Source organism: Sphingobacterium ginsenosidimutans, from assembly GCF_039536865.1.
Lineage (GTDB): Bacteria > Bacteroidota > Bacteroidia > Sphingobacteriales > Sphingobacteriaceae > Sphingobacterium > Sphingobacterium detergens.
In genome coordinates this window covers 353,969-380,366 of record NZ_BAAAZK010000008.1, presented here as the reverse complement: position 1 = coordinate 380,366, position 26,398 = coordinate 353,969, and the positions used below count along the sequence as shown (strand labels likewise).

At 40.4% G+C, this 26,398-nt stretch carries 22 protein-coding genes; 13 read left to right on the top strand and 9 right to left on the bottom strand.

Annotated elements, in window-relative coordinates:
- Positions 1-57: 57 nt before the first annotated feature.
- Both ABFX33_RS21970 and ABFX33_RS21965 read right to left on the bottom strand, forming a co-directional pair.
- Positions 58-936 carry a GLPGLI family protein gene (locus tag ABFX33_RS21970; protein WP_346088261.1) on the bottom strand — a complete coding sequence of 293 codons (879 nt, stop codon included), beginning with the start codon at positions 934-936 and terminating at the stop codon, positions 58-60.
- Positions 929-3,613: an outer membrane beta-barrel protein gene (locus ABFX33_RS21965; protein ID WP_346088259.1), complete on the bottom strand. Its 2,685-nt coding sequence runs from the start codon at positions 3,611-3,613 to the stop codon at positions 929-931. Before ABFX33_RS21965 ends, ABFX33_RS21970 begins: the two co-directional genes overlap by 8 nt.
- Positions 3,614-3,751: 138 nt before the next feature.
- Here ABFX33_RS21965 and ABFX33_RS21960 point away from each other — a divergent pair, with 138 nt between their 5' ends.
- Positions 3,752-4,306, top strand: a complete 555-nt coding sequence (locus tag ABFX33_RS21960) for a thioredoxin family protein (protein WP_257087006.1) — start codon at positions 3,752-3,754, stop codon at positions 4,304-4,306.
- A 36-nt stretch (positions 4,307-4,342) separates the two neighbouring features.
- On the opposite strand, the gene ABFX33_RS21955 is transcribed toward ABFX33_RS21960, so the two are convergent.
- Positions 4,343-4,969: an ankyrin repeat domain-containing protein gene (locus ABFX33_RS21955; protein ID WP_346088258.1), complete on the bottom strand. Its 627-nt coding sequence runs from the start codon at positions 4,967-4,969 to the stop codon at positions 4,343-4,345.
- Between the two features lie 253 nt (positions 4,970-5,222).
- Between ABFX33_RS21955 and ABFX33_RS21950 the strand changes: the two genes are divergently transcribed.
- The 3 genes from ABFX33_RS21950 (at position 5,223) to ABFX33_RS21940 (ending at position 7,689) form a co-directional block, all read left to right on the top strand.
- Positions 5,223-5,585, top strand: a complete 363-nt coding sequence (locus ABFX33_RS21950; protein WP_346088257.1) for an MmcQ/YjbR family DNA-binding protein — start codon at positions 5,223-5,225, stop codon at positions 5,583-5,585.
- Positions 5,586-5,731: 146 nt separating this feature from the next.
- On the top strand, positions 5,732-6,928 hold the full coding sequence (locus ABFX33_RS21945; protein ID WP_346088256.1) for a PCMD domain-containing protein: 1,197 nt from the start codon (positions 5,732-5,734) through the stop codon (positions 6,926-6,928).
- 35 nt (positions 6,929-6,963) lie between these two features.
- Positions 6,964-7,689: a porin family protein gene (locus ABFX33_RS21940; RefSeq protein ID WP_346088254.1), complete on the top strand. Its 726-nt coding sequence runs from the start codon at positions 6,964-6,966 to the stop codon at positions 7,687-7,689.
- A 79-nt stretch (positions 7,690-7,768) separates the two neighbouring features.
- On the opposite strand, the gene ABFX33_RS21935 is transcribed toward ABFX33_RS21940, so the two are convergent.
- Complete coding sequence (locus tag ABFX33_RS21935; RefSeq protein ID WP_120260279.1) at positions 7,769-8,731, bottom strand: isopenicillin N synthase family dioxygenase; 963 nt, start codon at positions 8,729-8,731, stop codon at positions 7,769-7,771.
- A gap of 278 nt (positions 8,732-9,009) precedes the next feature.
- On the opposite strand from ABFX33_RS21935, the gene ABFX33_RS21930 reads away from it, so the two are divergent.
- The 9 genes from ABFX33_RS21930 to ABFX33_RS21890 all read left to right on the top strand — a co-directional run bounded on the left by ABFX33_RS21930 (position 9,010) and on the right by ABFX33_RS21890 (position 21,574).
- Positions 9,010-9,450, top strand: a complete 441-nt coding sequence (locus ABFX33_RS21930; protein ID WP_120260278.1) for a MarR family winged helix-turn-helix transcriptional regulator — start codon at positions 9,010-9,012, stop codon at positions 9,448-9,450.
- Positions 9,451-9,490: 40 nt separating this feature from the next.
- A complete protein-coding gene (locus tag ABFX33_RS21925) occupies positions 9,491-11,920 on the top strand; it encodes a 3-hydroxyacyl-CoA dehydrogenase/enoyl-CoA hydratase family protein (RefSeq protein WP_346088252.1) in 2,430 nt (809 codons plus the stop codon).
- Positions 11,921-11,958: 38 nt separating this feature from the next.
- On the top strand, positions 11,959-12,318 hold the full coding sequence (locus ABFX33_RS21920) for a four helix bundle protein (protein ID WP_346088251.1): 360 nt from the start codon (positions 11,959-11,961) through the stop codon (positions 12,316-12,318).
- A 54-nt stretch (positions 12,319-12,372) separates the two neighbouring features.
- A complete protein-coding gene (locus tag ABFX33_RS21915) occupies positions 12,373-13,548 on the top strand; it encodes an acetyl-CoA C-acyltransferase (RefSeq protein WP_120260275.1) in 1,176 nt (391 codons plus the stop codon).
- Between the two features lie 132 nt (positions 13,549-13,680).
- Positions 13,681-15,462 (top strand): acyl-CoA dehydrogenase family protein, encoded by a 1,782-nt coding sequence (locus ABFX33_RS21910; RefSeq protein ID WP_346088249.1) that lies wholly within the window; start codon positions 13,681-13,683, stop codon positions 15,460-15,462.
- A gap of 121 nt (positions 15,463-15,583) precedes the next feature.
- Positions 15,584-16,840, top strand: coding sequence for a YeiH family protein (locus ABFX33_RS21905; RefSeq protein ID WP_120260273.1), 1,257 nt, complete (start codon positions 15,584-15,586; stop codon positions 16,838-16,840).
- A 711-nt stretch (positions 16,841-17,551) separates the two neighbouring features.
- Positions 17,552-20,149: a TonB-dependent receptor gene (locus ABFX33_RS21900; RefSeq protein WP_346088247.1), complete on the top strand. Its 2,598-nt coding sequence runs from the start codon at positions 17,552-17,554 to the stop codon at positions 20,147-20,149.
- A 179-nt stretch (positions 20,150-20,328) separates the two neighbouring features.
- Positions 20,329-20,877, top strand: a complete 549-nt coding sequence (locus ABFX33_RS21895) for an RNA polymerase sigma factor (RefSeq protein ID WP_346088246.1) — start codon at positions 20,329-20,331, stop codon at positions 20,875-20,877.
- A complete protein-coding gene (locus tag ABFX33_RS21890) occupies positions 20,867-21,574 on the top strand; it encodes an energy transducer TonB (protein ID WP_346088244.1) in 708 nt (235 codons plus the stop codon). Before ABFX33_RS21895 ends, ABFX33_RS21890 begins: the two co-directional genes overlap by 11 nt.
- A gap of 58 nt (positions 21,575-21,632) precedes the next feature.
- Here the strand turns inward: ABFX33_RS21890 and ABFX33_RS21885 are convergent, their stop codons facing one another.
- The 5 genes from ABFX33_RS21885 to ABFX33_RS21865 all read right to left on the bottom strand — a co-directional run bounded on the left by ABFX33_RS21885 (position 21,633) and on the right by ABFX33_RS21865 (position 26,370).
- Complete coding sequence (locus ABFX33_RS21885; RefSeq protein WP_257087019.1) at positions 21,633-22,196, bottom strand: nitroreductase family protein; 564 nt, start codon at positions 22,194-22,196, stop codon at positions 21,633-21,635.
- Between the two features lie 27 nt (positions 22,197-22,223).
- Positions 22,224-23,486 (bottom strand): peptidase T, encoded by a 1,263-nt coding sequence (gene pepT / locus ABFX33_RS21880; protein ID WP_346088243.1) that lies wholly within the window; start codon positions 23,484-23,486, stop codon positions 22,224-22,226.
- A gap of 161 nt (positions 23,487-23,647) precedes the next feature.
- Positions 23,648-24,472: a DUF4197 domain-containing protein gene (locus tag ABFX33_RS21875; protein WP_346088241.1), complete on the bottom strand. Its 825-nt coding sequence runs from the start codon at positions 24,470-24,472 to the stop codon at positions 23,648-23,650.
- Positions 24,473-24,716: 244 nt separating this feature from the next.
- A complete protein-coding gene (locus ABFX33_RS21870; RefSeq protein ID WP_346088239.1) occupies positions 24,717-25,553 on the bottom strand; it encodes an endonuclease/exonuclease/phosphatase family protein in 837 nt (278 codons plus the stop codon).
- 49 nt (positions 25,554-25,602) lie between these two features.
- Positions 25,603-26,370: a glycerophosphodiester phosphodiesterase gene (locus ABFX33_RS21865; RefSeq protein ID WP_346088237.1), complete on the bottom strand. Its 768-nt coding sequence runs from the start codon at positions 26,368-26,370 to the stop codon at positions 25,603-25,605.
- Positions 26,371-26,398: the final 28 nt, after the last annotated feature.

Sequence of the window (26,398 nt, the reverse complement as noted above, 5' to 3'; positions counted from 1 at the left end):
GTAAAAAAATCACTATTTGTCATCAATTTGTCGTTAGGTACTGCCAAACTGACATTTTCAATAGACAAGTTGCTCCAAGATTCGTTTTTTTGCTGACTCATTTTGACGATTGCGTGGCATATATCTGCCAAAGAGCGCTGTAAATTCTTCCAGTTTCATCTGTTTTGATTTTTTGTCCCGCCAATCTGTGGGGACGAGATTATTGGTATAGGCGATATTTGTTGCCCAGTATTGGATATGCATCTCGGGGATGACCAGCCCCAATATCATGCCCGGCAGACCATGGCTCAAAGCCGGTCCTGCTGACACGGGTATTTCTTCGGCATAATAAGCAATCAGGTAGAGAGAGTCCTTGGTCGCTCCATTCACCCTTCGACAGTTGATGCCGGCGATATTGCGAAATTCCTCCGTAAAGCGCCAAGTGATACTATCCAAGGTTTCAGAAAGCAAATATTTCTCATCGATATCGAGCTGGATATCGGCCTTTCCAGCTTTTAAATCTTGGTAGAGCACTTTTCCATTTTTGCTGGCTCCACCTCTGAGCATCACACGCTGGTTTCCTCCACCTCGCGAACCACCCTGATTTCTACCACCGCGCCCACTTGCAGTGATACTTGGCGCACGCATTTTGCCTTCTCCATTCGGCTTTTCGGTACTTGTGCTTTCTTCGGGCATAAGAACGGTCGCGTTCTCATCAAAGTAGAAGTTCAGTCGATCTGTATGCGAGTCCGGCATTTTATCTAGGTGCTCCATGAAGTCTATTCCCCGACCCATCATTTTTGAGTTCATGTCATTGGACATTTGTCGCATGCGGGCTTTTGTATACGTCACCTTGTCAAAACTAATGGTACCCCTATTACCAAAATAGGCGTATTGTGCCTGCAGAGATAATCCGCTTAGACAAAATATAATAATGGTTAAATATGTTCTAATCATTGCTTTTTCCTAAATACTTATTGAAATCCCATTTGACTCCAACTAAAAAATACTGCGTCAATACCTGTTGGGTGGATTCTGAATAATTGGTATCACTGCCATTCCGACGTGTATTATTAAATGTGTTAAAGAGGTCAAAGGCCTTAAGGCTGACTGTCAGACTTTCATCTTTCAATACCTTTTTTTCCAGCTCCAAATTGGTATAAAATTGATTAATTGATTTCTTGTAGAGCTTGGTAGGTCCGGTGTAACTATAGTAAACATTGGTCATGATGTTGAATTTCTTCGGTAGAAAATATTTGATATATCCCGAAGCCCCACCTTCAAAGTTTATTGCGTTATATTGTGTGTTGATCGAATTTTGCTGGGCATTAAGGCCAGCATTCAAAGATATGTCAAAATCAAATCCTTCTGAATCTTGTTCATTTAAACTTGAGCCTAGGCCGAAGGAGGTGTTTTTTGAATTGTTCAAGAGAAACTCACCTTGAGATTGACCACTTTCAAACTTTGTGTAGCTGTAACTGTTGTTGTACCGGATATTTGCACTTTTATTGAAGTTAATGCGACGATTGGCCAGGGGTTGCATATGATTGATGTTTAATCCACCGTTCCAGTTTGATTTACCCGATAAATTTTCATAGCTACTAATCTGGGCCGAATTCTCCATGACTGTTGTCTTATTGACAATTGGGTTATTGACGAAAGAGAAATTTCCGTTAATATTAATATTGGTTCCCTTCAGCAAACTGAACGCATTATAATTTGCAGAGATGTTGTTGTTGACAGCCCGTTTGAGGTCTGGATTACCGATCTGTTGGAACAATGGATTCGTTTGAGGTTGTAGCGGTTGTAACTGATCAAATGAAGGAATGATATTCGAACTCTGGTAAGCCAATCGGATATTTTTACTGTTTGAAATCCGGTAATTGGCATCAAAGTTTAGATTGTTGTCCCAAAAATTCCTTGAAAGGTTTATATCCCGGTCACTATCGCTTAACTTTTGATTTTTGTAGAATGTTCGGTTGGAGAGATTGACCTCAAATTTATCCTTCCGATAAGACAAATGGACATTAACTCCCTGGTTGGTATTATTGTCGATCTGATTTTTAGAGTATAAGGGATCTTTCTCTTTAGTTTCTATGTCTGTTGATACCTGTTCGTTCCTGTTGTTTGACTGATTGAAGCTGTAGCCTAATGCTAAATTCATGGCATCATTGAGCCTGTTATTGAAATTCAATGAAGTAGAAAAGTTGTTGCCTTTGTTATTGCCCCATCTATTTTGGTTAATACGCGTGGTGTCATTGCTCTGATGGATAATTGTTTCTGAGTTAACCTTGCTGTCCGAAGTTGATTCATTATAGTTGTTGCCGACCATTAAATTTAATGAACTGCCGGCTTTGAGTCTTTTTCTATAATTAAGACGAAAATTATTGCTTTGGCTTGAAGTATTTGATTCATTTTTTTCATTAAAGGAGCTAACAGCGGCACCGGCGCCATCATTGGTGGCACTTTCCGACTGACTTAAACTGAAATTATTGGACCAATTTCCGTTGGTCTGTAGTTCTATATTTTGGGTTGAATCCAGTCGCATGGAGAGATTGGATCTGACACCATTGCTTCTTGCACTATTTTCGTTGTAATTTTTGCTATTTCGTTCTAAGATCGAGTTATCGGGGAGGATGTTTTTGTTGTAATTTTCCGACTGATTTTTGTTGCTGCTGTTATTGTAATTATAATTGGCGTTTACCTTTAAAGCCTTTTTGAGAAACTGGTTTTCGTAGTTAGCGCCGAGGGATGTATTTAGTGGTTGCCCTGTAATCTGGTTGTTCATCCGCAAAGAGCCTTCACGACTATTAGAGCTCCCCATATTATTGTGATTGGCGGTGATGCCAATCCGTTCCGTCTGATTGAATTTGGCTGCAAACAAATTTCCAGCGTAGAGCTCCTTGGTACCGCCTAATAGTTCTGCGTTTCCGAAGATACCCTTTCTGGCCTTTTCTTTTAAAACCACATTGACGGTCTGAATACGTACACCGTCATCTATACCCGAAAGTTCGGCCTCTTCTGATTTTTTCTCATACAATTGTACTTTGTCTACTGCATCAGCCCGGACGTTGCGTATGGCAATTTTAGGGTCATAACCAAAAAATTCTTCGCCATCAATAAAGACTTTCTGTACTGCTTTACCCTGAGCGGTGATATTTCCATCTCCAGACACTGTGAAACCTGGCAATCGTCGAAAAAGATCTTCGAGTTTTGCGTTTTTCTCGGTTGCAAAACTCGCGGCATCATATTCTATCGTGTCTCCTTTGAGTGTGATGGGCAGTCTACGTGTAATGATAACTTCTTCAAGGACATTTTTTTGCGAATTGATCTTAATATCACTGAGGTCGATTTCCTTATCCTTGATGTCGATGGTATCGCTATAAAGTTCAAACTTTGGGTAGGTGGCTAAAAGTATATAGCTTCCGGGTTTGATATTTTTGATCAGAAATTTCCCTTCTTCATTGGCTCTGTTAAAATAACGCAGTACAGAGTCCTTATTCAATAGGATGATTGATGCATTGGTCAATGGCTTATTGTCAGCTTTATCTAAAATTTTCCCCTTTATGCTTGTCTGGGAATAAGCTGTGCTGATAACAAAAAATAATAGGAATAATTGAATTAATCTTTTCATTTACTGGTTGTATGTGCCAAAGATAATTTAGTTAATTGTTAATAAATGTGAAATTATTGTCAAGGAGTGTAAAATCTTTGGTATAGAGATTTTTGACAAATTAGGAACTAAAAATTACCTTTGCACAAAATTGATGTTATGACGTTTGAAAATTATTTGCAACACTTCGAAGATATATTGAATCATCCTGAAAATCACCCCACCTACCAGGATGACGAGTACTATCAATACACTAAAATGAACTGGACAAGGATGGGCCGTTGGTTAAAACGTTTTGAACCAAATGAGGCTTTTCAACAGTTTATTGACACGATTTCGGAACGACAACAATGGATCATTATTACGGAGCCTTGGTGTGGCGATGCGGCACACGCTGTCCCAATGCTTGCTAAGATGGCGGCCCAAAAACCCAATATTACTGTCGATATCCAATTGCGTGATAGCGCTCCCTTTTTAATAGATTCGTATTTAACAAATGGCGGAAAATCAATTCCGATTCTAGTAATCCGAAATCAGGATGGTGCAGATTTAGCTGTCTGGGGACCACGACCAAAGGGCTGTCAAGACCTATTCTTGAGCCTGAAGGAACAAGGGAAAGATTTCTCTGATATTAAAGAAGAGATCCAAAAATGGTATAACACGGATAAGGGAACGGAGATCCAAAAAGAGATTCAGGCTCTTTTGCAGAAATAGAAGAGGGGTGATAAAGGTTTATTTTCGGAAACCCAGCTATTGCTTTATACTGCTCTTTGCCTCTAGTAGTGTTACAATTTTATTAAACCCTTTTTTTCTCGCGTGCTGAAGCGGTGTTACACCTTCATTGTCGGCGATATTTTTATCGCTGTTGGCGTCCAGTAGTATCTGGACAATATCCACATATTTTTGACTGCCATCTCCAAGTATAATTGCCTCTAATAGCGCGGTCCAGCCCAGTCTATTGATATGGTCAATAGGGAACCCTGTTGTATTAGCCAATAGTCTTACAGTCTCCACATGACCGCGTTCACAGGCCGGAATAAGTGCTGTCCCATTGTACCGATTGAAAATCTTGAAATCCGCACCGTGATCGAGGTAAAGTTTAACCAGTTCAGTATAGCCCGAAGCGCCAGCATATAAAAAGGGGCTATCTAAGATATTGTCCTGCTGATTCACATTCGCACCATATTGTATAAGTAATTTCGCCATAGCGAGGTCTTTCTTTTCTGTGGCGATCAACAACAGCGGTTTTGAATCCTTACCTTTTTGGTTTGCATTCGCTCCATTGTCCAATAGTGTTTTTACGGTGCTGATTTGGCCCTTGGAAACGGCTTCAATGATGTCGTTCGGGGCGATATTGTCTTGATTTGTTGTGTCCATACTTTTGCACTGTACTGAAAGTGTTGATATGATAGCGAGTAACACTATTTTAATGTATAAATTTTTCATTTTGAGAAATGGGTTAATAATCTTTCTTATTCATTTTAGTTTCTTTGTATTCGCTTTTTGATATACTACAAATTTAGGCACAAACTACGCTGTTGTTTTGTTAGATTTATATTGAATATTGTCAAATTTATATATAAATCTATTTGTTAGTGATTGAAAATGAGTGAACTTAAATTAAGGAGATATGAATATTGAAGATCTAAGAGATTATTGTTTGTCCATTGGGCCAGTTACAGAGGAGACACCTTTCGGGCCAGATACGCTGGTGTTTAAGGTTGGGGGTAAGATATTTTTATTGGTTGGGTTAGATCAGGTCGATATGCTGCGATTTAATGTAAAATGCGATCCAGAGAAAGCGGTGGAACTCAGGGAAAGATATGATCAGACTGTATTTCCGGGGTATCATATGAACAAAAAGCACTGGAATACCGTCGTTGCGAATCGTGAACTGAATGATCGGGCACTGGAAGAACTTGTTTTGCACAGTTATAGTCTGATTTTTGAAAGTTTGCCGACTAAAGTTAAACAGGAAATTCAGGCGGGTTAGTAGCCTTCTGGAGTGTAAAGAATTAGTTGCTTTGAAGGAAAAGGTGATAGAAATGACTTTTCTTGGGGGCTATAATGGTAGCTTTGCCGTCATCTCAATGCGTAATCGAACGCATTGGGAATATATTTATACTAATACTATTTTTTATGAAACAAAGACGAATTTACCTTTGGGTAATTTGTTTTATGCTACTTTTTAGTCTGGGGAGTTGCATAAAAGAAGAAGCATTAAATATGGAGGCTGATATAGTCGGGATTCAAGCAGAGGAAGATATTTTTCTTCTGAACCCAGTGATTACGAATAACCAGGTCACCGTTTATCTTCAACCGAGTATCCATGATTTGAAAAAGTTGAATATGAAGTTTGATTTAACTCCAGGTGCTTCTATTGAACTGTTACAAGATTCTTTGAAAATGCCGGCTGGTGAACAGGATGTTAATAAAGTCATAATAGATCAATTATTGAAGAACGGAGTATATTACAAAGTTATTTCACAAGATAAACAGTTTGAAAAGAATTACCTCATTAAGTTAGTTAAAACAGATGGCGGTTTTGTCCCTACAGAATATGGATTTGAAGATATTTCAATTGATAAAGATGAGAAATATACTGTTTTCTTTAATAAAATAGATGGCGAGGATTTTTACAACTGGGGCTCGGGAAACCCAAGTTTTTCACTTACTTTGAGTTTCGGTGGAGGCGTAAAGGAGCCAGAATCCTATCCAACGAAAACCACAACAGATGCTCATTCTGGAACTAAGGCAGCTTTATTGGAGACAAAACTCACGGGATCTTTTGGGGCAATGTTTAAAAAACCTATTGCAGCAGGTAATCTATTTATAGGATCATTTGATACAGGTCCCGTATTGACGGATCCTTTGTCTGCAACGCAATTTGGTCTCCCCTTTAATCAGATTCCTTTAGCTTTAGAGGGGTATTATAAGTATACTGCAGGAGCGAATGTAACGGATGAAAATTTAAAGCCTGTAAATATGAAGGATTCATGTGATATATATGCTGTATTCTACAATCGGAAAAAGTTGATGGCTTCGGAGCCTAAACCTGAAAATAGGGTGTCATATTTAACAGGACATAATATTTTGACAGATCCGAGTATTGTTGCTATTGCCCGGCTAGAAAATGGCGGAGCCACAGCTGGTAATAACTTTGTAAAGTTTGTTTTACCATTTAAATATTCGGCGAAGGTGACGGGATCGGATGTCACGAATTTAGATTACAGCATCGCTATTGTCATGTCTTCAAGTAAATACGGTGATAATTTTATCGGAGCTGTTGGTAGTAAGTTGATCGTAGATGATCTCAAAATTGTAACCCAGAAATAATGAAAATTTATATATATATAGTTTTATTAGCCGTAATGGCTTCTATTTCAACGCTTGTAAATGCTCAGCAAATAGATAGTAAGGATGATAGATTAGATGTTCAGGTCATGTTGGGGACCAAGATAGGGGGAGCGGCTCCATTGTCTTTACCGAGAGAAATTCGGAAGATTAAAAGTTACAGCCCGAATGTGCCTTTTTTTGTGGGCGCAAAAGCGAATTATCACATTGATTCCAAATGGGGACTGTCTTTGGGGCTCACCTTTGAAGGTAAGGGGATGGATACCAAAGCAACAGTAAAAGGATATAAAACAACGTTTAACGCTGTCAATGATTCAAAAGATGAGCTAAGAGGATACTATACAGGAGATATTACTACAAAAGTACATAATCTTTATCTTTCTGTGCCCATTCAGGCGACCTACCAACTCTCTAACCATTGGAATGTTCAAGCTGGTCCATATATTTCTTTTGCAGTAAAAAAAGAGTTTTATGGAGAAGCTTATAACGGATATCTACGGCATGAGCAGCCTACTGGTGACAAGATTATTGTAGATAATGCAGATTATGATTTTAAAGAAAGCGTACGGAATATTGATGTTGGACTAAGTCTGGGTACTCAATATGCGGTCAATCGTAAATTTTTTGCATTGGCTCAACTTGATTATGGTTTCAATAATATTATGAAGAATGGTTTTGAAAGTATCAGTTTCGGGCTGCATAATATCTTTATGAATGTAGGAGTTGGTTACAAACTGAAATAATTTAGAATGTTATCATAAAAAAAGCCGATCATCCGATCGGCTTTTTTTATGATAACATTCAGTAAAGATGAATTTTGTTTTACATTTTTAAACCGATCTCTCTCAATCTTTCATCCAGATATTCACCTGCGGTATAGTCTTCATAGGCCTTTGGATGAGCTGCGTCAATACAAGAGTCCAACGAAGCTAAGCTCATAGAAGATTTTGGATGTAAAAAGAAAGGAATCGAAAAGCGGGAAGTACCCATTTTTTCACGCGGAGGATTGACTACACGGTGAGTTGTTGACTTCAGTTTGTTGTTGGTCAAACGCTGCAACATATCTCCCACGTTGATGACAATATCTTCGCCCTTCGCTTTGATCGGGAACCATTCACCATCTTTTGTTAAGACTTCTAGTCCATCGGCGCTAGCACCAATTAATAGTGTAATCAAATTGATGTCTTCATGAGCACCTGCACGTACTGCATCAGGAGCTAATGCGTCTGGATCTGCAATTGGAAAATAATGGATTGCACGCAAAATTGAGTTACCATTGATCACAAATTTCTCAAAATAACTTTCTTCAAGATCTAAATAAGTGGCAATAGCTTTTAGTAGTTCGCGACCTGTGTCTTCTAGTTTTTTATAAACTTCAGCCGTTACGCCATTAAAACGCGGAATTTCTTCCACTTGAGGATTGTCTGGAAAGTCAGCTTTTGAATATTCTTCACCAACGATAGTTTGACCACGTTGCCAGAATTCTTTTAAATCTGGTGTTTTAGCATCTTTCGCTTTTTCTCTTCCCTTAGCAGTATATCCACGTTGACCCGCAAGTTCAGGAAATTCATACTTTTCTTTTGTTTCAGTTGGCAAACCAAAGAATTCTGGAACGACCTGATATAATTCTTCAATTAATTCTTTTGATAAACCATGGTTTGCAATCGTTACAAAGCCTGTCTCATTAAAAGCCTTGCCAATATCCTGAATGAATTGATTTCGTTGTTCTTGGGTTCCTTGTGTGTAATGCAACAAGTCCAAGCGAGGTATGTTTACTAAAGCCATACGAAGTTGATGTTTGTTTAGGACAAATTTAACGCAATTAATTTTGAATATTACACATCGATTGTTAATAAAAGTTTTACGTTTTACTTTATTTATCTGTGTTTCAGTTGTTAAAAGTTTTCCACAATTGGGTTTTGGTCATAAAAATGCAAGAAATACACTCCTTGGAAGGTACTAGGCTATAATTCATAAAAATTACATTTTCTAGCTTGTTATTCTAATTCTTAACTATTATATTTGTTATGCAAGCATAATAATAAATCGCTTGTGATTACGCTATGGACCAAAATCAGACAATCGACTATTTTTTAAAAACAGGTTGGCAAACGATTGCCAATAAATATAATCAAATTGCCTCGCAATATGGCTTTACCCAAGCTGCTGGTTATATTTTAATCAATATCCATAAAGAGGGTACTCCTGTTTCTCAGATTGCGAATTTGACGGGGGTCAAAACAACGAGTTTGTCCCGGGTGTTAAATAACTTAGAATCCTTAGGATTCATTTACAGGGAGACCAGCGAAACGGATAAACGCTCTGTAAAGGTGTATCTGACAGATCTGGGTCGGGAGAAAAGAAGGATAGCCAAGGATGTGGTGCGCAACTTTAATCAGTACCTCGCTGATAATTTTTCGGAAAATGAACGTGATCAATTGATTGCTTCTTTGGCTAAGCTCAATGAACTGGCGACTAGTTATAAGGAAGAAGTAATCGTATAGAAGTTAAACCAAATGTACAGATGTGCATGATAAATATGTTATGATGAACAGAAATATTAGAAAAGTGGCAGTTCTCGGTTCGGGTGTTATGGGCTCGCGAATTGCTTGTCATTTTGCTAACATTGGTGTCGAGGTTTTGCTGTTGGATATTGTTCCCCGCGAACTGCTGCCAGCAGAACAAGCTAAGGGTCTAACGTTAGAGAGTAAGGCCGTTCGGGATCGGATTGTTAACAGTTCGTTAGAGACTGCATTAAAGACAAATCCTTCACCAATTTACAGCAAATCATTTGTAAAACGTATCAAAACAGGAAATTTTGATGATAACCTCCAAGATATCGCGCAAGTGGACTGGATCATTGAAGTGGTTGTGGAGCGCTTGGATATTAAAAAATCTGTTTTTGATCGAGTAGAACAGTTCCGTAAACCGGGTACATTGATTACTTCCAATACTTCTGGTATTCCTATTCATCTCATGACAGAGGGACGTAGTGAAGATTTTAAAGATCATTTTTGTGGGACACACTTCTTCAACCCGCCGCGTTATCTACCTTTATTGGAGGTAATTCCGACGCCGCATACCAAGCCAGAGGTTGTCGATTTCGTTCTTCATTTTGGCGATAAGATGTTAGGGAAGACAGTCGTTCTATGTAAAGATACCCCCGCATTTATCGGTAACCGGATAGGCGTTTATTCGATGTTGGCAGTGACTCATCTGGTCGAACCTTTGGGTTTGACAGTGGAGGAAGTGGATAAATATACTGGCCCCGCGATGGGACATCCTAAATCAGCAACTTTCCGTACTGCGGATGTTGTAGGTCTTGATACCTTGGTGAATGTAGCCAATGGGCTGGCACAGAATGCGCCTGAAGATGAAGCCAAAGGTGTCTTCCAGCTTCCTGCCTTTATCAGTAAGATGGTTGAAAATAAGTGGCTGGGTGAAAAAACAAAAAAAGGATTTTACGAAAAGGTAAAAGCCGCTGATGGTAATTCTGAAATTCTTTCCCTAAATCTTAAAACATTAACATTTGGCTCACAACAAAAAGTTAAGTCAACAACTTTAGAGGCTACTAAGCCAGTTGAAGATATTCGTAAGCGGATGAAAGTCTATGAACAAGGGACAGACAAGGCGGCGGAGCTTTTCCGTGCCATGCACTATCCATTGTTTGAATACGTTTCACGCCGTGTTCCTGAGATTACAGATGATTTCTTCCGTATTGATGATGCGATGCGTGCTGGCTTTGGCTGGGAACTCGGGCCATTTGAAGTATGGGATGCTTTAGGTGTGCGTGAGACCTTGGCTAAGATTAAGGCTGAAGAGAAACGGTTGCCGGGCCAGGATGGTGAGGTAGCATCCTGGGTGCATGAAATGTTGGATGCGGGACATGAATCTTTCTATAAGATAGAAAATGGCGTTCGCCATTATTATGATATTGCATCCAAATCCTATAAAGCTATTCCTGGAACAGAGGATTTGATTGTGTTAGATCATATCCGTGAAAGCAAAACAATCTGGAAAAATACAGGTGTTTCAATTATTGATCTCGGTGATGGAATCATCAATTGTGAGTTCCATACCAAAATGAATACCATCGGTGGTGATGTGATCCAGGGATTGAATAAGGCAATAGATCTTGCGGAAAAGGAATATCGTGGACTAGTGGTTTCCAATGACGGGAAAAATTTCTCTGCTGGAGCAAATATCGGGATGATTTTTATGATGGCTGTGGAACAGGATTTTGATGAGTTAAATATGGCTGTTCGAGCCTTTCAAAATACTTCAATGCGCTTGCGTTATTCATCCATTCCGGTTGTCGTAGCACCATTTCAGATGACCTTGGGTGGTGGATGTGAATTTTCGATGCATGCCGATTTTGTGCAGGCTCACGCCGAAACCTATATGGGCTTAGTGGAACTGGGGGTAGGTGTTATCCCAGGTGGCGGCGGAACTAAGGAATTTGCATTGCGTGCTTCCGAAGAATTTAAAGATGACCAAATCGTTCAAAATACCTTAAAGGACAAATTCCTGACCATTGGCCAGGCGAAAGTCTCGACTTCTGCTTACGAGGCCTACGAACTGGGGTATCTACAAAAAGATAAGTTTGCGATCACGATGAACCGTGCGCGCCTACTTGCCGATGCAAAGGCAAAGGCATTGGAGTTGGCGGATGACGGTTATGTTCAGCCTGCACCACGAAACGATATCAAAGTGTTGGGTAATCAAGGTTTAGGGATTGTATATGTGGGTGCATCATCCATGCGTGAAGGAAATTATATCTCTGATTACGATCGCAAAATATCGGAAAAACTAGGTTGGGTGATGTGTGGTGGCAATCTGTCATCGCCAACAGAAGTCTCCGAGCAGTACTTGTTGGATCTTGAACGCAAAACCTTCCTCGAACTCTGTGCTGAGCGTAAAACACTTGAAAGAATCCAGTACATGTTGACGAAAGGAAAGCCTTTAAGGAATTAGATTGTAGATGTGAGCTATTAGATTTGAGATAAGAGATCATGCATGCATTGAAAGAATTGAAAGTTTGGCAAAGAGCAATAGAATTATCCACAGCGGTATATAAAGCTGTGGTAGATTTTCCAATGGATGAAAAATATGGGCTTACATCTCAAATTAAACGTTCGGTTGTGTCTATTGCATCTAATATTGCTGAAGGAGCAGGAAGAAATTCGAAAAATGAATTTGTTCATTTTCTCGGTATTGCAAATGGATCTTCTTTCGAGTTGCAGACTCAGCTAATTATAGCTCATAACCTGGGTTTAATAAGTAAGGAGAAAGTAGAACAATTGTGTTCTCATATAGATGAGATTCAAAAGATGATTTTTGGATTTCTTAAAAATTTAAAAACTAATATGTGACATTGGAATATCTCAAATCTCATATCTCCAATCTCACATCTTAATACTCAAATAATGGAAGCATACATAGTAGCAGGATTTCGTACAGCAGTAGGTAAAGCGCCTCGAGGAGGATTTCGCTTTATGCGGGCTGATGATTTAGCATCAGATGTAATTAAACATCTTGTGTCCACTGTGCCGAACTTAAATAAAGAAGATATAGATGATGTCATTGTGGGTAATGCAATGCCTGAGGCAGAACAGGGACTGAACATGGCACGTTTTATTTCCCTGATGGGGTTAGATACAGATAAGGTGCCTGGTGTCACTGTCAATCGATATTGTGCCTCTGGATTGGAGACTATCGCTACGGCGGTTGCAAAGATCAAAACGGGGATGGCTGATGTCATTATCGCAGGAGGTGTTGAAGTGATGTCCGGAATGCCTTTCGGGGGCTGGAAGATTGTTCCCAATCCTGAGGTGGCCAAAGAGCATCCCGATTGGTATTGGGGTATGGGGCTGACTGCGGAGGCTGTAGCGAAAGACTACAATGTTTCCCGTGAAGATCAAGATGCCTTTGCTCTTAAATCCAATCAAAAAGCAATAGCAGCTATTCAAAATGGTCACCTTAAAGATGGTATTGTGCCGATCACTGTCAAAGAAAACTATCTGAAAGACGGGAAGATCACGACACGTGAATATGTTGTAGATACCGATGAGGGGCCTCGTGCAGACACATCCTTGGAAGCTCTGGGTAAGTTGAGGCCTGTCTTCGCAGCCAATGGTTCAGTGACAGCAGGAAATTCATCGCAGACCTCGGATGGAGCGGCATTTGTGTTGGTCATGTCGGAGGCAAAAGTGAAAGAGCTAGGGGTTAAACCCATTGCCAAGTTGGTCAGTTTTGCTGTTGCAGGGGTGCCGCCACGGATCATGGGAATCGGACCAATCTATGCGATACCAAAAGCTTTGGAGCGGGCGGGTCTTAAAAAAGAAGATATTGATTTATTTGAATTGAATGAAGCTTTCGCTTCTCAGTCTTTGGCTGTTATTCGTGAGTTGGGACTTGATGAGGAAAAAGTCAATGTCAATGGCGGGGCGATAGCCTTGGGGCATCCACTAGGCTGTACAGGAGCGAAGTTGACCGTGCAGGTTTTGCATGAATTGAAACGTCGTGGCAAAAAATATGGTATGGTGACCATGTGTGTTGGAACTGGTCAAGGAGCGGCCGGTATCTTTGAACTACTGGACTAAGTTCGAACACTAAAAATAACAGTATAAACCATTTTATTTGCTAGTCTCATAGCGGGTAAAAATATTCAAAATATTGTGTAAACCTGGGTGGCCAAAAGCCACTCAGGGCTTGCACCTCAAATCTAAAAAACAATGAGCGAAAATAAAGCAATCAAAGGCGGTGAGTTCGTTATTAGAGAGACTCCCTATACAGCTATTTTTATTCCAGAGGAGTTTGATGAAGAAGCGAAAATGATTCGTCAGACCTGTTTGGATTTCTTAGATACCGAAGTGCTAAATAAACTTGATCGTATTGACGCACAGGAAGAGGGCTTGATGCCTAGCTTGATGGATAAAGCGGGTGAACTGGGAATGCTTGGGGTGTCGATCCCAGAAGAGTATGGTGGGTTTGGCAAGAACTTCAATACCTCGATGCTCGTAGCAGAGGCCGTGGGCGGAGGTTTTTCTTTTGCCGTCGCTTTGTCTGCACATACGGGTATTGGTACTTTGCCTATCCTTTATTATGGTAATGCGGAGCAGAAAGCGAAATATATTCCCAAGCTCGCCACAGGCGAATGGAAGGCTTCCTATTGTCTGACAGAACCAAATGCGGGATCGGATGCCAATTCTGGCCGCACTTCCGCAAAACTAAATGCTGAAGGAACCCATTATCTGATCAACGGTCAGAAAATGTGGATTACCAATGGTGGATTTGCAGATATCTTTATTGTGTTTGCAAAAATCGATGATGATAAAAACCTGACAGCATTTATTGTCGAAAAAGATTTTGGTGGGATCACCATGAACCCCGAAGAACATAAATTGGGCATCAAGGGATCCTCTACACGCCAAATTTTCTTTAATGATTGCGCTGTCCCGGTTGAAAACATGCTATCCGAGCGGGAAAATGGATTTAAGATTGCCGTAAATATCCTGAATATTGGACGGATCAAGTTGGGGGCTGCGACAAATGGTTCAGCTCGTATGGTGATCAATCATGCGGTCCAATATGCCAATGAACGTGTGCAGTTTAACTTGCCGATTTCTAAGTTTGGTGCTATTCGATACAAACTGGCAGAGATGGCGACACGTTTATTTGCTGTGGAATCAGCATCCTATCGTGCGGGTCAAAATATTGATGATGCCTATGATGCATTGATTGCGGGTGGTATGGACGAAGCAAAGGCCAAGTTGAAATCCGTTGAACAATTTGCGATCGAGTGCGCCATTATCAAAGTATGGTGTTCCGAGATGTTAGATTATGTGGTGGATGAAGGTGTGCAGATCTATGGTGGAATGGGTTATTCAGCTGATGCGCCGATGGAGCGTGCTTATCGCGATTCACGTATCAACCGGATCTTCGAGGGAACCAATGAGGTGAATAGACTGCTTGTTGTAGATATGTTGTTAAAACGGGCAATGAAAGGTGAGCTGGATCTGATGGGGCCAGCGCAGGCAGTGGCAAGTGAACTGTTGGCTATTCCTGACTTCGGAGAAGAAGATGATGCACCATTCGCAGCAGAGAAGAAAATTGTCGCTAACCTCAAAAAAGCAGGCTTACTCATTGCTGGAGCCGCCGTTCAAAAGCTGATGATGTCGCTTTCAAAAGAAGAAGAGATCCTGATGAATATCGCAGATATTATCGGTTACGTATACATTGCGGAATCTGTACTGTTACGTGCGGAAAAGCTTGTCCATACTGGTTCTGAAAAGGCCGAGTACGCGACAGATATGGCGAAGATCTATCTCTATGGTGCGATCGATAAAATAAACGCAGCGGGTAAAGAAGCTCTGTATTCTTTTGGTGAGGGCGATGAGTTGAATATGATGCTCGTTGGATTACGTAGGTTCACCAAAGCGCAGCCATTTAATATCAAAGATGCACGTCAGCGGATTGCCAAAAAATTAATAGAAGAAAATAAATATTGTTTTTGATTGATAATGATTATTGGTTTTGGTTGTGTGGCCGGAGAGAAATCTTCGGCCATTTTTGTGTTACAATACCGAAAAGTAGCAGCAATTATATTAAATTTAGCCTTTTAATACTAACCGTTATATGGCATCGTCAAGATCATTTGCACTTACAGAAGACTGGGTAGTCGTCGTTTTGGGACTTGCTACCATTTTTTTAGCACTTTCAGGTATTTTTGCACCTGTACCTAATTTTTCCTGGAGTAACTCTTCCGAATTGACCTCCACAATTTTTGATTCGGCCAACCTCAACAAGATTTTCCAGCAGTTTATCTTTGTCTTTGTGACAGGTATTTTGGGGGCATTTTTGCTCGGTAAATCTGTTAAATATCTACTGGTCGTATTTCCTGTAGTGTTTATTTTGACTGTATTCGCGCTGATATTAGCGGGCAATTCGACAGTGAAAGAATATAATCTCGAGGCTGTTATTTTTAGTTTGATTATAGGTTTGGTCATTAGCAATTGTTTTAAGCTACCTGCTTGGTTTAAAGAAGCCTTAAGTACAGAACTATATGTCAAGATCGGATTGATCCTATTGGGTACCACCGTCATCTTTGGGGATATCCTTAAAGCGGGCTCTTTAGGGCTTATCCAAGCTTTGGCAGTTGTGTTGTCAGTGTGGTATTTCGCTTTTTGGCTCTGCAAAAAATTGAAAATAGACAAGGAGATGTCTCTGATGTTGTCCAGTGCAGTTTCTATTTGTGGTGTTTCAGCGGCTATTGCTACTTCCGGAGCCATTAAAGGTGATAGTAAAAAACTCTCTTATGTGATTTCTTTGGTGCTGATCACCGCAATTCCAATGATGATTTTTATGCCCTATATGGCTGAATGGATGGGCTTGTCACAGGAAGTGACCGGCGCGTGGCTAGGGGGTAGTATCGATACAACAGGAGCTGTTGTTGCTTCAGGATCCCTTGTTGGAGAGGAGGCTTTAAAGATCAGTACAATTGTCAAATTCTCGCAAAACGTATTGTTGGGACTAGCAGCATTTGCGATCAGTATTTATTGGACCTATGCAAAATCTGTGGATGACGAAACAAAGCGGGATAAACCGACGTTAAAGATTATCTGGGAACGCTTTCCTAAATTTGTGCTTGGGTTTGTATTTGCATCGCTATTATTTTCCTTTGTAATTTCTCCTGAAAAAATTGATGTCGTCAAAGGTAGTCTGAAAAACCTGCAGGGACTCTGGTTTACCTTGGCATTTACTTCGATCGGTCTGGAAACAAATTTCAAAGACCTTTTTGTACAAGATAATAAGAAACCCCTTTATGCATTTTTGATTGCGCAGACCTTTAATGTCGTAGTGACTTTGTTGATCGCATTGGTGCTGTTCCGATAGCTTATTGGTAAGTATATGGGCCGAATACTTTCGGAGCTAAATAACATTTTTAAAAAAAGTCTGCCATCCTTGGCGGACTTTTTTATTCTAGCCTTTTTCATTTTCTAGATCTAGTAATAGTCACGCCAAATGGCTTCCAAGAAAATAGAAGATGCAATTTTTTCTTACTAAAGTGTTTAGGTTGTCGGATAAGACAATGTTGGTCGCACATGAAAAAGCAAAGCTAAACCTAAGGGGAAATCTCATGTACAGGAATAGATCTGAATGGTTTATACAAAAAATATAATGTATAAAATCTATTTTTTATGTTGTAAGTGTCTGTTAGTTAGTGGTTAATGATGTTTTGTGAAAAAATATTTATAAAATCTATCAAATTAGTAGTCTTTTAAAAAATATTTCTATATTTGTACTGTCGTCCTGATTTACAGTGAGTCATGAGGGCTGGCAAAAAAAAATGAGCATACTTAATTATGGAAAGAATGAAAAAAGAATACTTTTTAAAAACAAGCTTACAGATTACTTCATTGGAAGTGGTTTTTACTACCCTAAGAAATAGTGAAAAACGAATGTGTTGTTAAAATTTCTCTCTTACACTCTCTTATATTAGAAAAGGGAAGCCGAGGCTTCCCTTTTTAAACAAAGTTTTAACAATGAAACAAGTTCTATTGGCGTTGGCACTTGTTTATTTTCACTATTAAACTGAATAAATTTATGAAAAAAAATGCTATTTTTCGAATTAGCGTCATTTTTAGCTTGCTTTTGGCTGGTTCTTATCAGACTTATGCGCAGGTAGAAAATCCTAAACCCATTATAAATGCTTCATTAACAGGTACTGTGGTTGATGCGGTTTCAAAAGAGCCTCTGCAAGGTGTAACTGTTCAAATTGAAGCAGTTACTCACCAGGTGAAGACCGATAGTAAAGGCGTATTTCAATTTGTTACCGGACAAAAACTGCCTTTTTCACTTATTGTATCCATTGTAGGGTATCAAACACGACGGATTATCGTGGACCAATCGCCTACTGTGATCGAACTGACACCCCGGTTGGAAGCCTTAGACCAAGTAGTTGTGACTGCCCGTAGACGCAAGGAGCAATTGCAGGATGTACCGATTCCCGTTTCTATTATCCGTGGAGCGGCATTGGAAGATGCTGGAGCCTTTAACGTCAACCGGCTGAAAGAACTTGTCCCGACGGTACAACTGTATTCTTCAAATGCACGTAACACGACACTAAATATCCGTGGACTTGGTTCAACTTACGGCCTTACCAATGACGGTATCGACCCAGGTGTCGGATTCTATCTGGACGGTGTTTACATCGCGAGGCCAGCAGCAACTTGGTTGGATTTTATTGATATTGATCAGATCGAAGTATTACGGGGGCCACAGGGTACACTCTTTGGTAAAAATACCACCGCTGGCGCCTTTAATATTACTTCACGGCTACCCCAATTTACACCTGAGGCTAATGTTGAAGTTAGTTATGGCAATCAGGGATTTATTCAGGCAAAGACATCCATCTCCGGACCGCTGGCTAAGAATCTAGCTGCTCGGGCTTCCTTTTCGGGCACACAACGGGATGGTAATCTGTTTAATGTTCATACCAATCGAAAAATCAATGATATCAATAACCTCGGATTTAGAGGACAATTGCTGTTTACACCAACTGAGAATATCAAATTGGTACTCTCAGGAGATGTCTCTTCTCAAAAGCCCGATGGATATGGTTGGGCAGTCGCAGGTGTGGTCAAAACCCAACGTGCTGATTACCGACAATTTGATGCTATTATCAAAGATCTAGGTTATGAGTTACCTTACAAAAGTGCATTTGAACGTAAGATTGATCTCGATACACAATCTAAAGCTGATAATAAATTGGGCGGTGTAGCGCTGAATGCGGACATCAAAATTGGAGAGGGAACATTGACGTCTACTTCCGCTTGGCGAAAATGGACTTGGGTGCCACTCAATGACCGGGATTATCTAGGCCTTCCTGTCTATACGGTTTCCGCAGGCAATTCAGTGCATAATCAATGGTCGCAAGAATTTAGGTATTCGGGCAAAATCAGTGAGAAAGTAAGTGGTGTAGTCGGCTTATTTGGCCTTTGGCAGGATCTTGGTACCGATCCTGTGCATACAGAGGAGACGGGATCCGCATTCTGGCGTTTTCAGAAAAGTTCGACGAGCGCTTTATGGGAGACTCCAGGGCTATTTGACAATTTCGGGATTAAGACTGTCTATGGAATCAAAAGCACAAGTTTAGCCGCTTATACACAGATTGACTGGGAGGTGACCTCCAAACTTCATATCTTACCAGGGCTGCGCTATAACTACGACAAAAAGAAAGCAAACTATGATAGACAGACCTATGGTGGGCTACAGACATCCGATCCGGCGCTGTTGGCACTCAAAAATGGGGTCTATACCAACCAAACTTTTGATATAAATGCGGATGCGGATAATTTCTCGGGACAACTTTCTGCGAAATACCGTTTCAACCCCAAGATCAATGCGTATGCTACTTATTCCATCAGCTATAAGCCAATTGGAATCAATGTTGGCGGATTGCCAACAGCAAATGGTGCTGTGCTGCTAGATCTAGCTGAAGTAAAACCAGAAGCGGTTCGCCACAAAGAGTTGGGCGTGAAAACAAACCCAACACGCAATTCGATCCTTAACTTATCCGTTTACCAAACTGATATCAAAGATTATCAAACCCAGGTACAAACGCCTGAACCCGGAGTAAATCGGGGTTACTTGGCCAATGCTGAGAAAGTACGTGTCAAAGGGGTGGAACTCGACGGTAATATTAATATTGGTCACTTTCTGCGGCTGAATGGTGCCCTGGCCTATACAGATGCAAAATACGTGAAATTTACAAATGCACCAGTTCCGCTGGAAGAAGTTGGTGGGCCGCAGGCTTTCAAAGATATTTCGGGTGGAGTGCTTCCAGGTGTATCCAAATGGTCTTGGTCTTTGGGTGGAGAAGTTAATCAGAGCGGCAAACTGATCGGTATCAATGGCTCCTACTTCTTGGGAGCAGATCTTTTCCATCGCTCCAAATTTTCTTCAAGCTCATCTCCATCACAATATTTGAATATAGATGCTTATACTTTGCTGAATGCACGTTTGGGCTTTAGGGGGTCGAATGGCGTTTCAGTTTTTGTGTGGAGCAGAAATTTGACAAATAAAGATTACTATGAGCAATTGCTTGCAGCTCCGGGCAGTTATGGCCAATATGCTGGAGTCGTAGCTGATCCGAGAACCTACGGCGTAACGCTCCGGTACAATTGGAAACAGGGAAATTAGGACCGTAATTCATAACATATTTTCATTAGCCGTCTCTGATTTATTTAGAGACGGTTTTTTTGTGTCCGAAAAGAGAGATTGTGTTGATAGAAATTTTATCGATGATAATTTGCAAGCTCTACTTGCTTTATTTATGGAAAACCGTATCTTAATTCATCATTAAGGTGAAAGATTTGCGCATGAACGAAAAAGAACTATTACAACATTATAAAACAACAGGAGACCTGTCTGCGCTGGGGAAATTATATTCGCCTTATATGTCCTTGCTTTATGGTGTGTGCTTCAAGTATTTGCAAGATCCCGATCGTAGCCAGGATGCAGTTATGCAAATCTTTGAAGAACTGATTCCGAAACTGCGTCATTACGAGGTTGATAATTTTAAAAGCTGGTTGCACGTATACAGTAAGAACTATTGTTTAATGCAATTACGGAAAGATAAACGGATGACACAGGTGGATATTGAAGATAATTTGTTTGAAAGCGAACAAAAACTCAATACCAGTGAAGAGGCAAAATGGGAAGAGCGGGATTTTGAAAAATTAGAAGGTTGTATGCAGACTTTAAATGAAGAGCAAAAAGAATGTGTACGTTTGTTTTATCTGGAACAAAAGTGCTATAAAGATATCGCAGATTTAACAGGATATGATTTGAATAAAGTCAAGAGTGCGATCCAGAATGGAAAACGCAATCTGAAAATCTGTATGGAAAGGAAAGAAAATGGAAAATAATTATCAATTATCGCGAATTCATAATTACATCCATGGCCTAATGAGCAGGGAGGAAATGTTTCAACTGGAAAAAGAAGCATTGGAAGATCCCTTTTTACAGGATGCCATAGATGGATATCGATTGCAGAATGGCGTTGATGCAAAGCAATTAAGTTTGCTACAGCAGCGACTTAGCCGTCGGATTGAAAATACCATAGCGACAAGACATGCACAATATTTTACTTGGCAACGTTTAGCCATTGGCGCAGCGGCAGGGGTTTTGTTTGTTGTTTTATTAGCGCTTCTATATTTTAAACATTTCAATGGTAAAGCTGAACGGACGACAGATGTCACGCTGAGTGAACCAGAAAATCTTGTAGCGATCGAGCCTCTGTTGGATGGTGGTGATGCTGCTCCGGTCGGTGGATGGAAAGCCTTTGAACAATATTTAAACAATCAGGTGAGAGATGGTGGAAAAGGGGGGGAGATTATTGTTAATTTCACAATCGGAAAGGATGGATTGCCTAACCAGATCCACGCAGAAGGAACACCCGAGCAAGCGCTTGTCGACGAGGCTATACGGCTTCTTCAGTCGGGGGGTAAATGGCAGGGAACGAAAGGCCGCTTGAAAATCACTTTTCCGCTGAAAGAGATGAAGAATTCTGCCCAGTCGAATATCATCAAACCACCACATTGTTTTGGGATAGAAAAGAAATAACTAGTAAGGGCCCGAATGATTCGAGCCCTTGTTAGTTTTTATCGTATGTTACAGTACCTTATTCTTCCCAGCGAATTTTTTCTTCGATAGGTGTGCGTACAGGTTCGCGCGCATCTGATTCATGATGTCCTAGGTAAAATAGGCCGATGCATTTTTGGTTCTCTTCTAGATTAAGAAAACCACTCAAATGATTGATTAAGCCTGGTGTTGCCCAGTAACCGCCAATATTCAACGAATGTGCAGCGAGCCACATATTTTCTACAGCAGCAGCAGTACACGCCAATTCTTCCCATTCAGGAACTTCACCCGTATAATTGACGATAAGTGCAATGGCAACATTTGATTGTGTTGCTTTCTTGCCCATGGTGATCTCTGTCGCTTCCGTATATTTCTCCGCCGGTGTAACCGATTTATAGATGCGCGATAATTCAGTACCCAAGCGTTGAAGTCCTTCTTTACGAAAGATCACAAAACGCCAAGGTTGTGTCCGTTTATGTGTTGGAGCAGCATTAGCTGCTTCTAAAATGCTAAGGATATCCTCTTTGCTTACTTCTTCTTCGGTAAAAGAAGCTTGAAATACCGATCTTCTGTAGTGTATTGCTTTTAAAACGTCGTTTTTCATTAAAAATATGTTGATTTTAGAATGTACTTATGCTTTTTCTTCCCATAAAGATACAATATGCAAAATTGTTTTGACCGCTTTTTCCATATCTTGTGCTGATACCCATTCCTGCTTTCCATGAAATGCATGTCCACCCGCAAAGATATTAGGACATGGAAGCCCCATAAATGATAGGCGTGATCCATCGGTACCACCACGGATACTTCTTCTTTCCGCGACCATACCTGCTCTTGTAATAGCTTCCATGCCAATTTCCATAATTTCTGGATACTGATCAAGGACTTCTTTCATGTTGCGGTATTGCTCTTTTACAGTGAATGTATAGGTGCAATTTGGATAGCGCTCAACAATAGATTTTGCTATTGCTTCCAGTTCATCTTCGTGTTTTTTTAGATTAGCTGTTGCATGATCACGGATGATAAATTGAATCTCAGCTTTTTCAACCGACCCACTGATATTCACGGGGTGCACAAAACCGTCTTTTTTATTAGTGCTTTCTGGGGAAAGTCTGTCTTTCGGTAATGCATCAATGACGGCACTTGCGATTTTAATTGCACTCTGCATTTTTCCTTTTGCAAAACCAGGGTGCACAGATACGCCATGGATTGTTAAAGTTGCTCCATCTGCCGAGAATGTCTCATCCTCGATTGTACCGGCTTTTTCGCCGTCCATGGTGTAGGCAAAGTCTGCTGCCAGACGCTTTAAGTCTGCTTTATCAACCCCACGGCCGATTTCTTCGTCTGGCGTGAATAAAATCTTGATATCACCATGTTTAATCTCCGGGTGTTTCATCAATAGGCGTGCAGCATCCATGATCTCAGCGATACCAGCCTTATCGTCTGCTCCTAATAGCGTTGTTCCGCTTGCCGTGATTACATCGTTTCCGATTTGATTGGCTAAATCGGGATGTTCTGCATATTTGATCACAATGCTATTATCATCCGGAAGTACCAAATCTTGTCCTTGGTAATTACGGTGTACCAATGGTTTTACATCTTTGCCCGAAGAATCCGGAGAAGTGTCCATATGCGAGCAGAAACAGATAACTGGAACTTTCTTGGACGTATTGGAAGGGATGGTCGCATAGATGTAACCATTTTCATCCATAGCGGCATCCGAAATGCCCAATGATAAGAGTTCTGTTACCAATAATTTACCCAGATTTTTCTGTTTTTCGGTAGATGGACATGTTGGTGAATTTACATCAGATTGTGTGTCAATCTGTACGTAGCGTTGAAATCTTTCCGAAACTGAAAAGTCACTTATGTTATTAATCTCAAATGTGCTCATGCTAATCGCCTTAATGTGATAAGGGTGACCAAATTTACAAATTCTAACGGGCTTCGGCCAAAAACAAACAAGACTTGTCAATAAACTGACAAGTCTTGTTTACTAGAGGTGATATTCCGCTAACCTCTTTTATCTTTTTTGGGGTTAATCCTGGGTTTAGCTTATTTTTTGTCGTCGGCGTAGCCAAATACTTTCTGAAGGATATTTGTATTTCTGCTTCCGCCGATATTGTTTCTGATTTTTGATTCCTGATCAGCTACTTTGATAAACAAACCATCTATGGCCTTTTGTGTAACATAAGCCGTCAGATTTGTTTCCACCTTATTGCCTAGCGGCAAGTTATTATAGGCACTGGTCAGCTGTGTCCAATATTGGTCAACATTATTTACACCCATAGCCGATTGAATGACCGGACTAAACTTGTTCGTTAATTCGGTTGATGTATTTGTTTTGAAAAATGTTGTTGCGGCATCTTGCTTGCTACCCAATAGAATATTGGTTGCATCAGTGATAGTCATTTTAGACAATGCATTTACGAATACCGGAGCGGCTTCTTTTACTGCACCCTCAGCGGCTCTGTTCATGCTTTGAATAAATTGATCACAAAGCTTGCCCATGCCGACTGCACGAAGTGTTTTTTCTACTTTTTGGGCCTCCGCAGGCATTAAAATCTTTACCGCTGCATCACCTAAGAAGCCATCTTTTTTTGCCAAAGACTCAATACTCAGGTTAAGACCATTGCTTAAAGCTTGTTTGATACCCAATGAAGCATCTTTATTTGATAATGAAGCCAAGGGGTTCGACTTGTTCGAACTAGTTGTTGAAGAGCTCGCGGTTGACGAATTCGTCTTTTTGGTGCTATCAGTTTGACTCTGATTTGCTTTATTCAACGCATCGTTGATCTTTTTAAAGATTTGCGCTTCACTGTTGTTGGAAAATAAAAGCCCCGAAACAAATAGGGTACAATATAGTAATGGAAATTTCATCATGATATGTTTTGCTGTCAAAATTAAGGATATCGACCGTTAATTTTTGTAAAAGTTTAAATTGTCGGCTGTTCTTTCCATTACATTGTCCGTATCCGTAGCAGATACGCCACAATCTTAAAGTAAAGAAAGCTGCGCATTGTCACAGCAGTCTATGTCGGAAGGGAAAAGGTCTAACAATAAAACGCCCCAAAAAGGAGCGCTTTATCCGTTATATAATAATTTTTTTTTAATCCTATACGGGTTATTTCCACGAAAGCGTTGTCACAACAGGGAAGTGGTCAGAAGGAAACTTACTCAGGTAAGTGTCTGTCAAAATGCCATATTTTTTTGCCTGGAAAGGCTTGGTGATAAAGATATGGTCGATACGACCAGAAGCTCTTAGGCTTTTCCCCCAACCATTGAAAGAAGAGTTGGGTTCATATTTAAGCGGAGATACTTCATGTACATCTGTGACTACATTGCTTTTGGCAAGTGTAAAATAGGCTTCATCTTTTTCGTCTACATTGAAATCACCTGTTAAGATCAGCGGAAGATCCTTCGCAAATTCTTTTGCTTTGGCCAGGATCAATTTTGCACTTTCCGTGCGGGCTGTATGTCCGATATGGTCAAAATGGGTATTCATAAAGATAAAACGCTTTTTATTGGCTTTGTCTTCAAAAATTCCCCAGGTACAGATACGTGGTAAGGCCGCGTCCCAACCTTTGTTCGGATGTTCGGTATCTGTTGCAGAAAGCCAGAATGTGCCACTTTTTATGGCTTTGAACCGATTGGTGTTGTAATAAATTGCCGAGTGCTCACCCTCCTGTGCGCCGTCATCACGCCCCACACCGACATAATCGAATCCCGGAAGTAGCGTTTTTAGATCCTGAACCTGATCATGAAAAGCTTCCTGAACACCGAATATATCAAAACCATGATATTTAATCAGGTTGGTCAAAGGAACTTTGCGGTCAACCCACATATTACCGGTGTCTACCGTATTTCTTTGTCTAATATTGTATGTAGCTGCAATAAAGTCTTGCGCATAGGAGATATACGATATGCATAATGCTGCTGTGAGAATAAAGTATTTTTTCATCTATGTTAATTTGTTCTTCAGTTTGTTTTGTTGATCTCAGGGATAACCTTTATTTTTTCAATACCTGAAGCAGCAATTCAGGTTCATCTGTTGTGATGAAGTCGATCTTTTGTCCAATTAGATTGCTCATTTCTTCTTCCGTATTGACTGTCCAGGCATTCACTTTCATACCCAATTGATGGGCTTCCTGCAGCCAGTTTGCATTCTTTTTGAAGACCGAAAAATGGTAGTCTAGGCCATTAATTCCTGCGGCATTCACATCAGCAGGCGATTTATCCCCATTTAGGTATTGGATATTCGCTTTTGGAGCAAGCTCATGAATCTTTTGGCAAGCCTCAAAACTGAATGCAATATAATCTGTTATTTTCTCTGCTTTCAGATTTTTTACCATTTCAACAGACTTTGTTGCTGCCTCTAGCGTCCGTTCTACACCCAATTTGTTGGTTTTTAACTCCAAGATCAGACGTAGGCCCTTTAATTTTTTCCCTGCTTTGATATACTCTTCCAATGTTGGGATAGATTCCCCATTCGGATGTTTTTTTGCTAAGAGTTCTGCGTATGTCGCGGTTGCGATGTCAATCCCATAGAAATCATTGTCGTGGTTGACGACAAGAATATTGTCTTTGGTGAGGTGTACATCAAACTCAGATCCAAAGAGTTTAAGCTCATGTGCGGCTTTTAAAGAGGCTATGGAATTTTGAGGGAGGTGACTGTTTTTCCATACGCCACGATGTGCAATTGCTTTGGTCTGTGCAAATAGTGTTGCCGATGAAATGACCATAGCCAACGTCAGACAGCTAAAAATGTGTTTTTTCATATGTGTTAGTTTGAAAGCTGATTTTTAC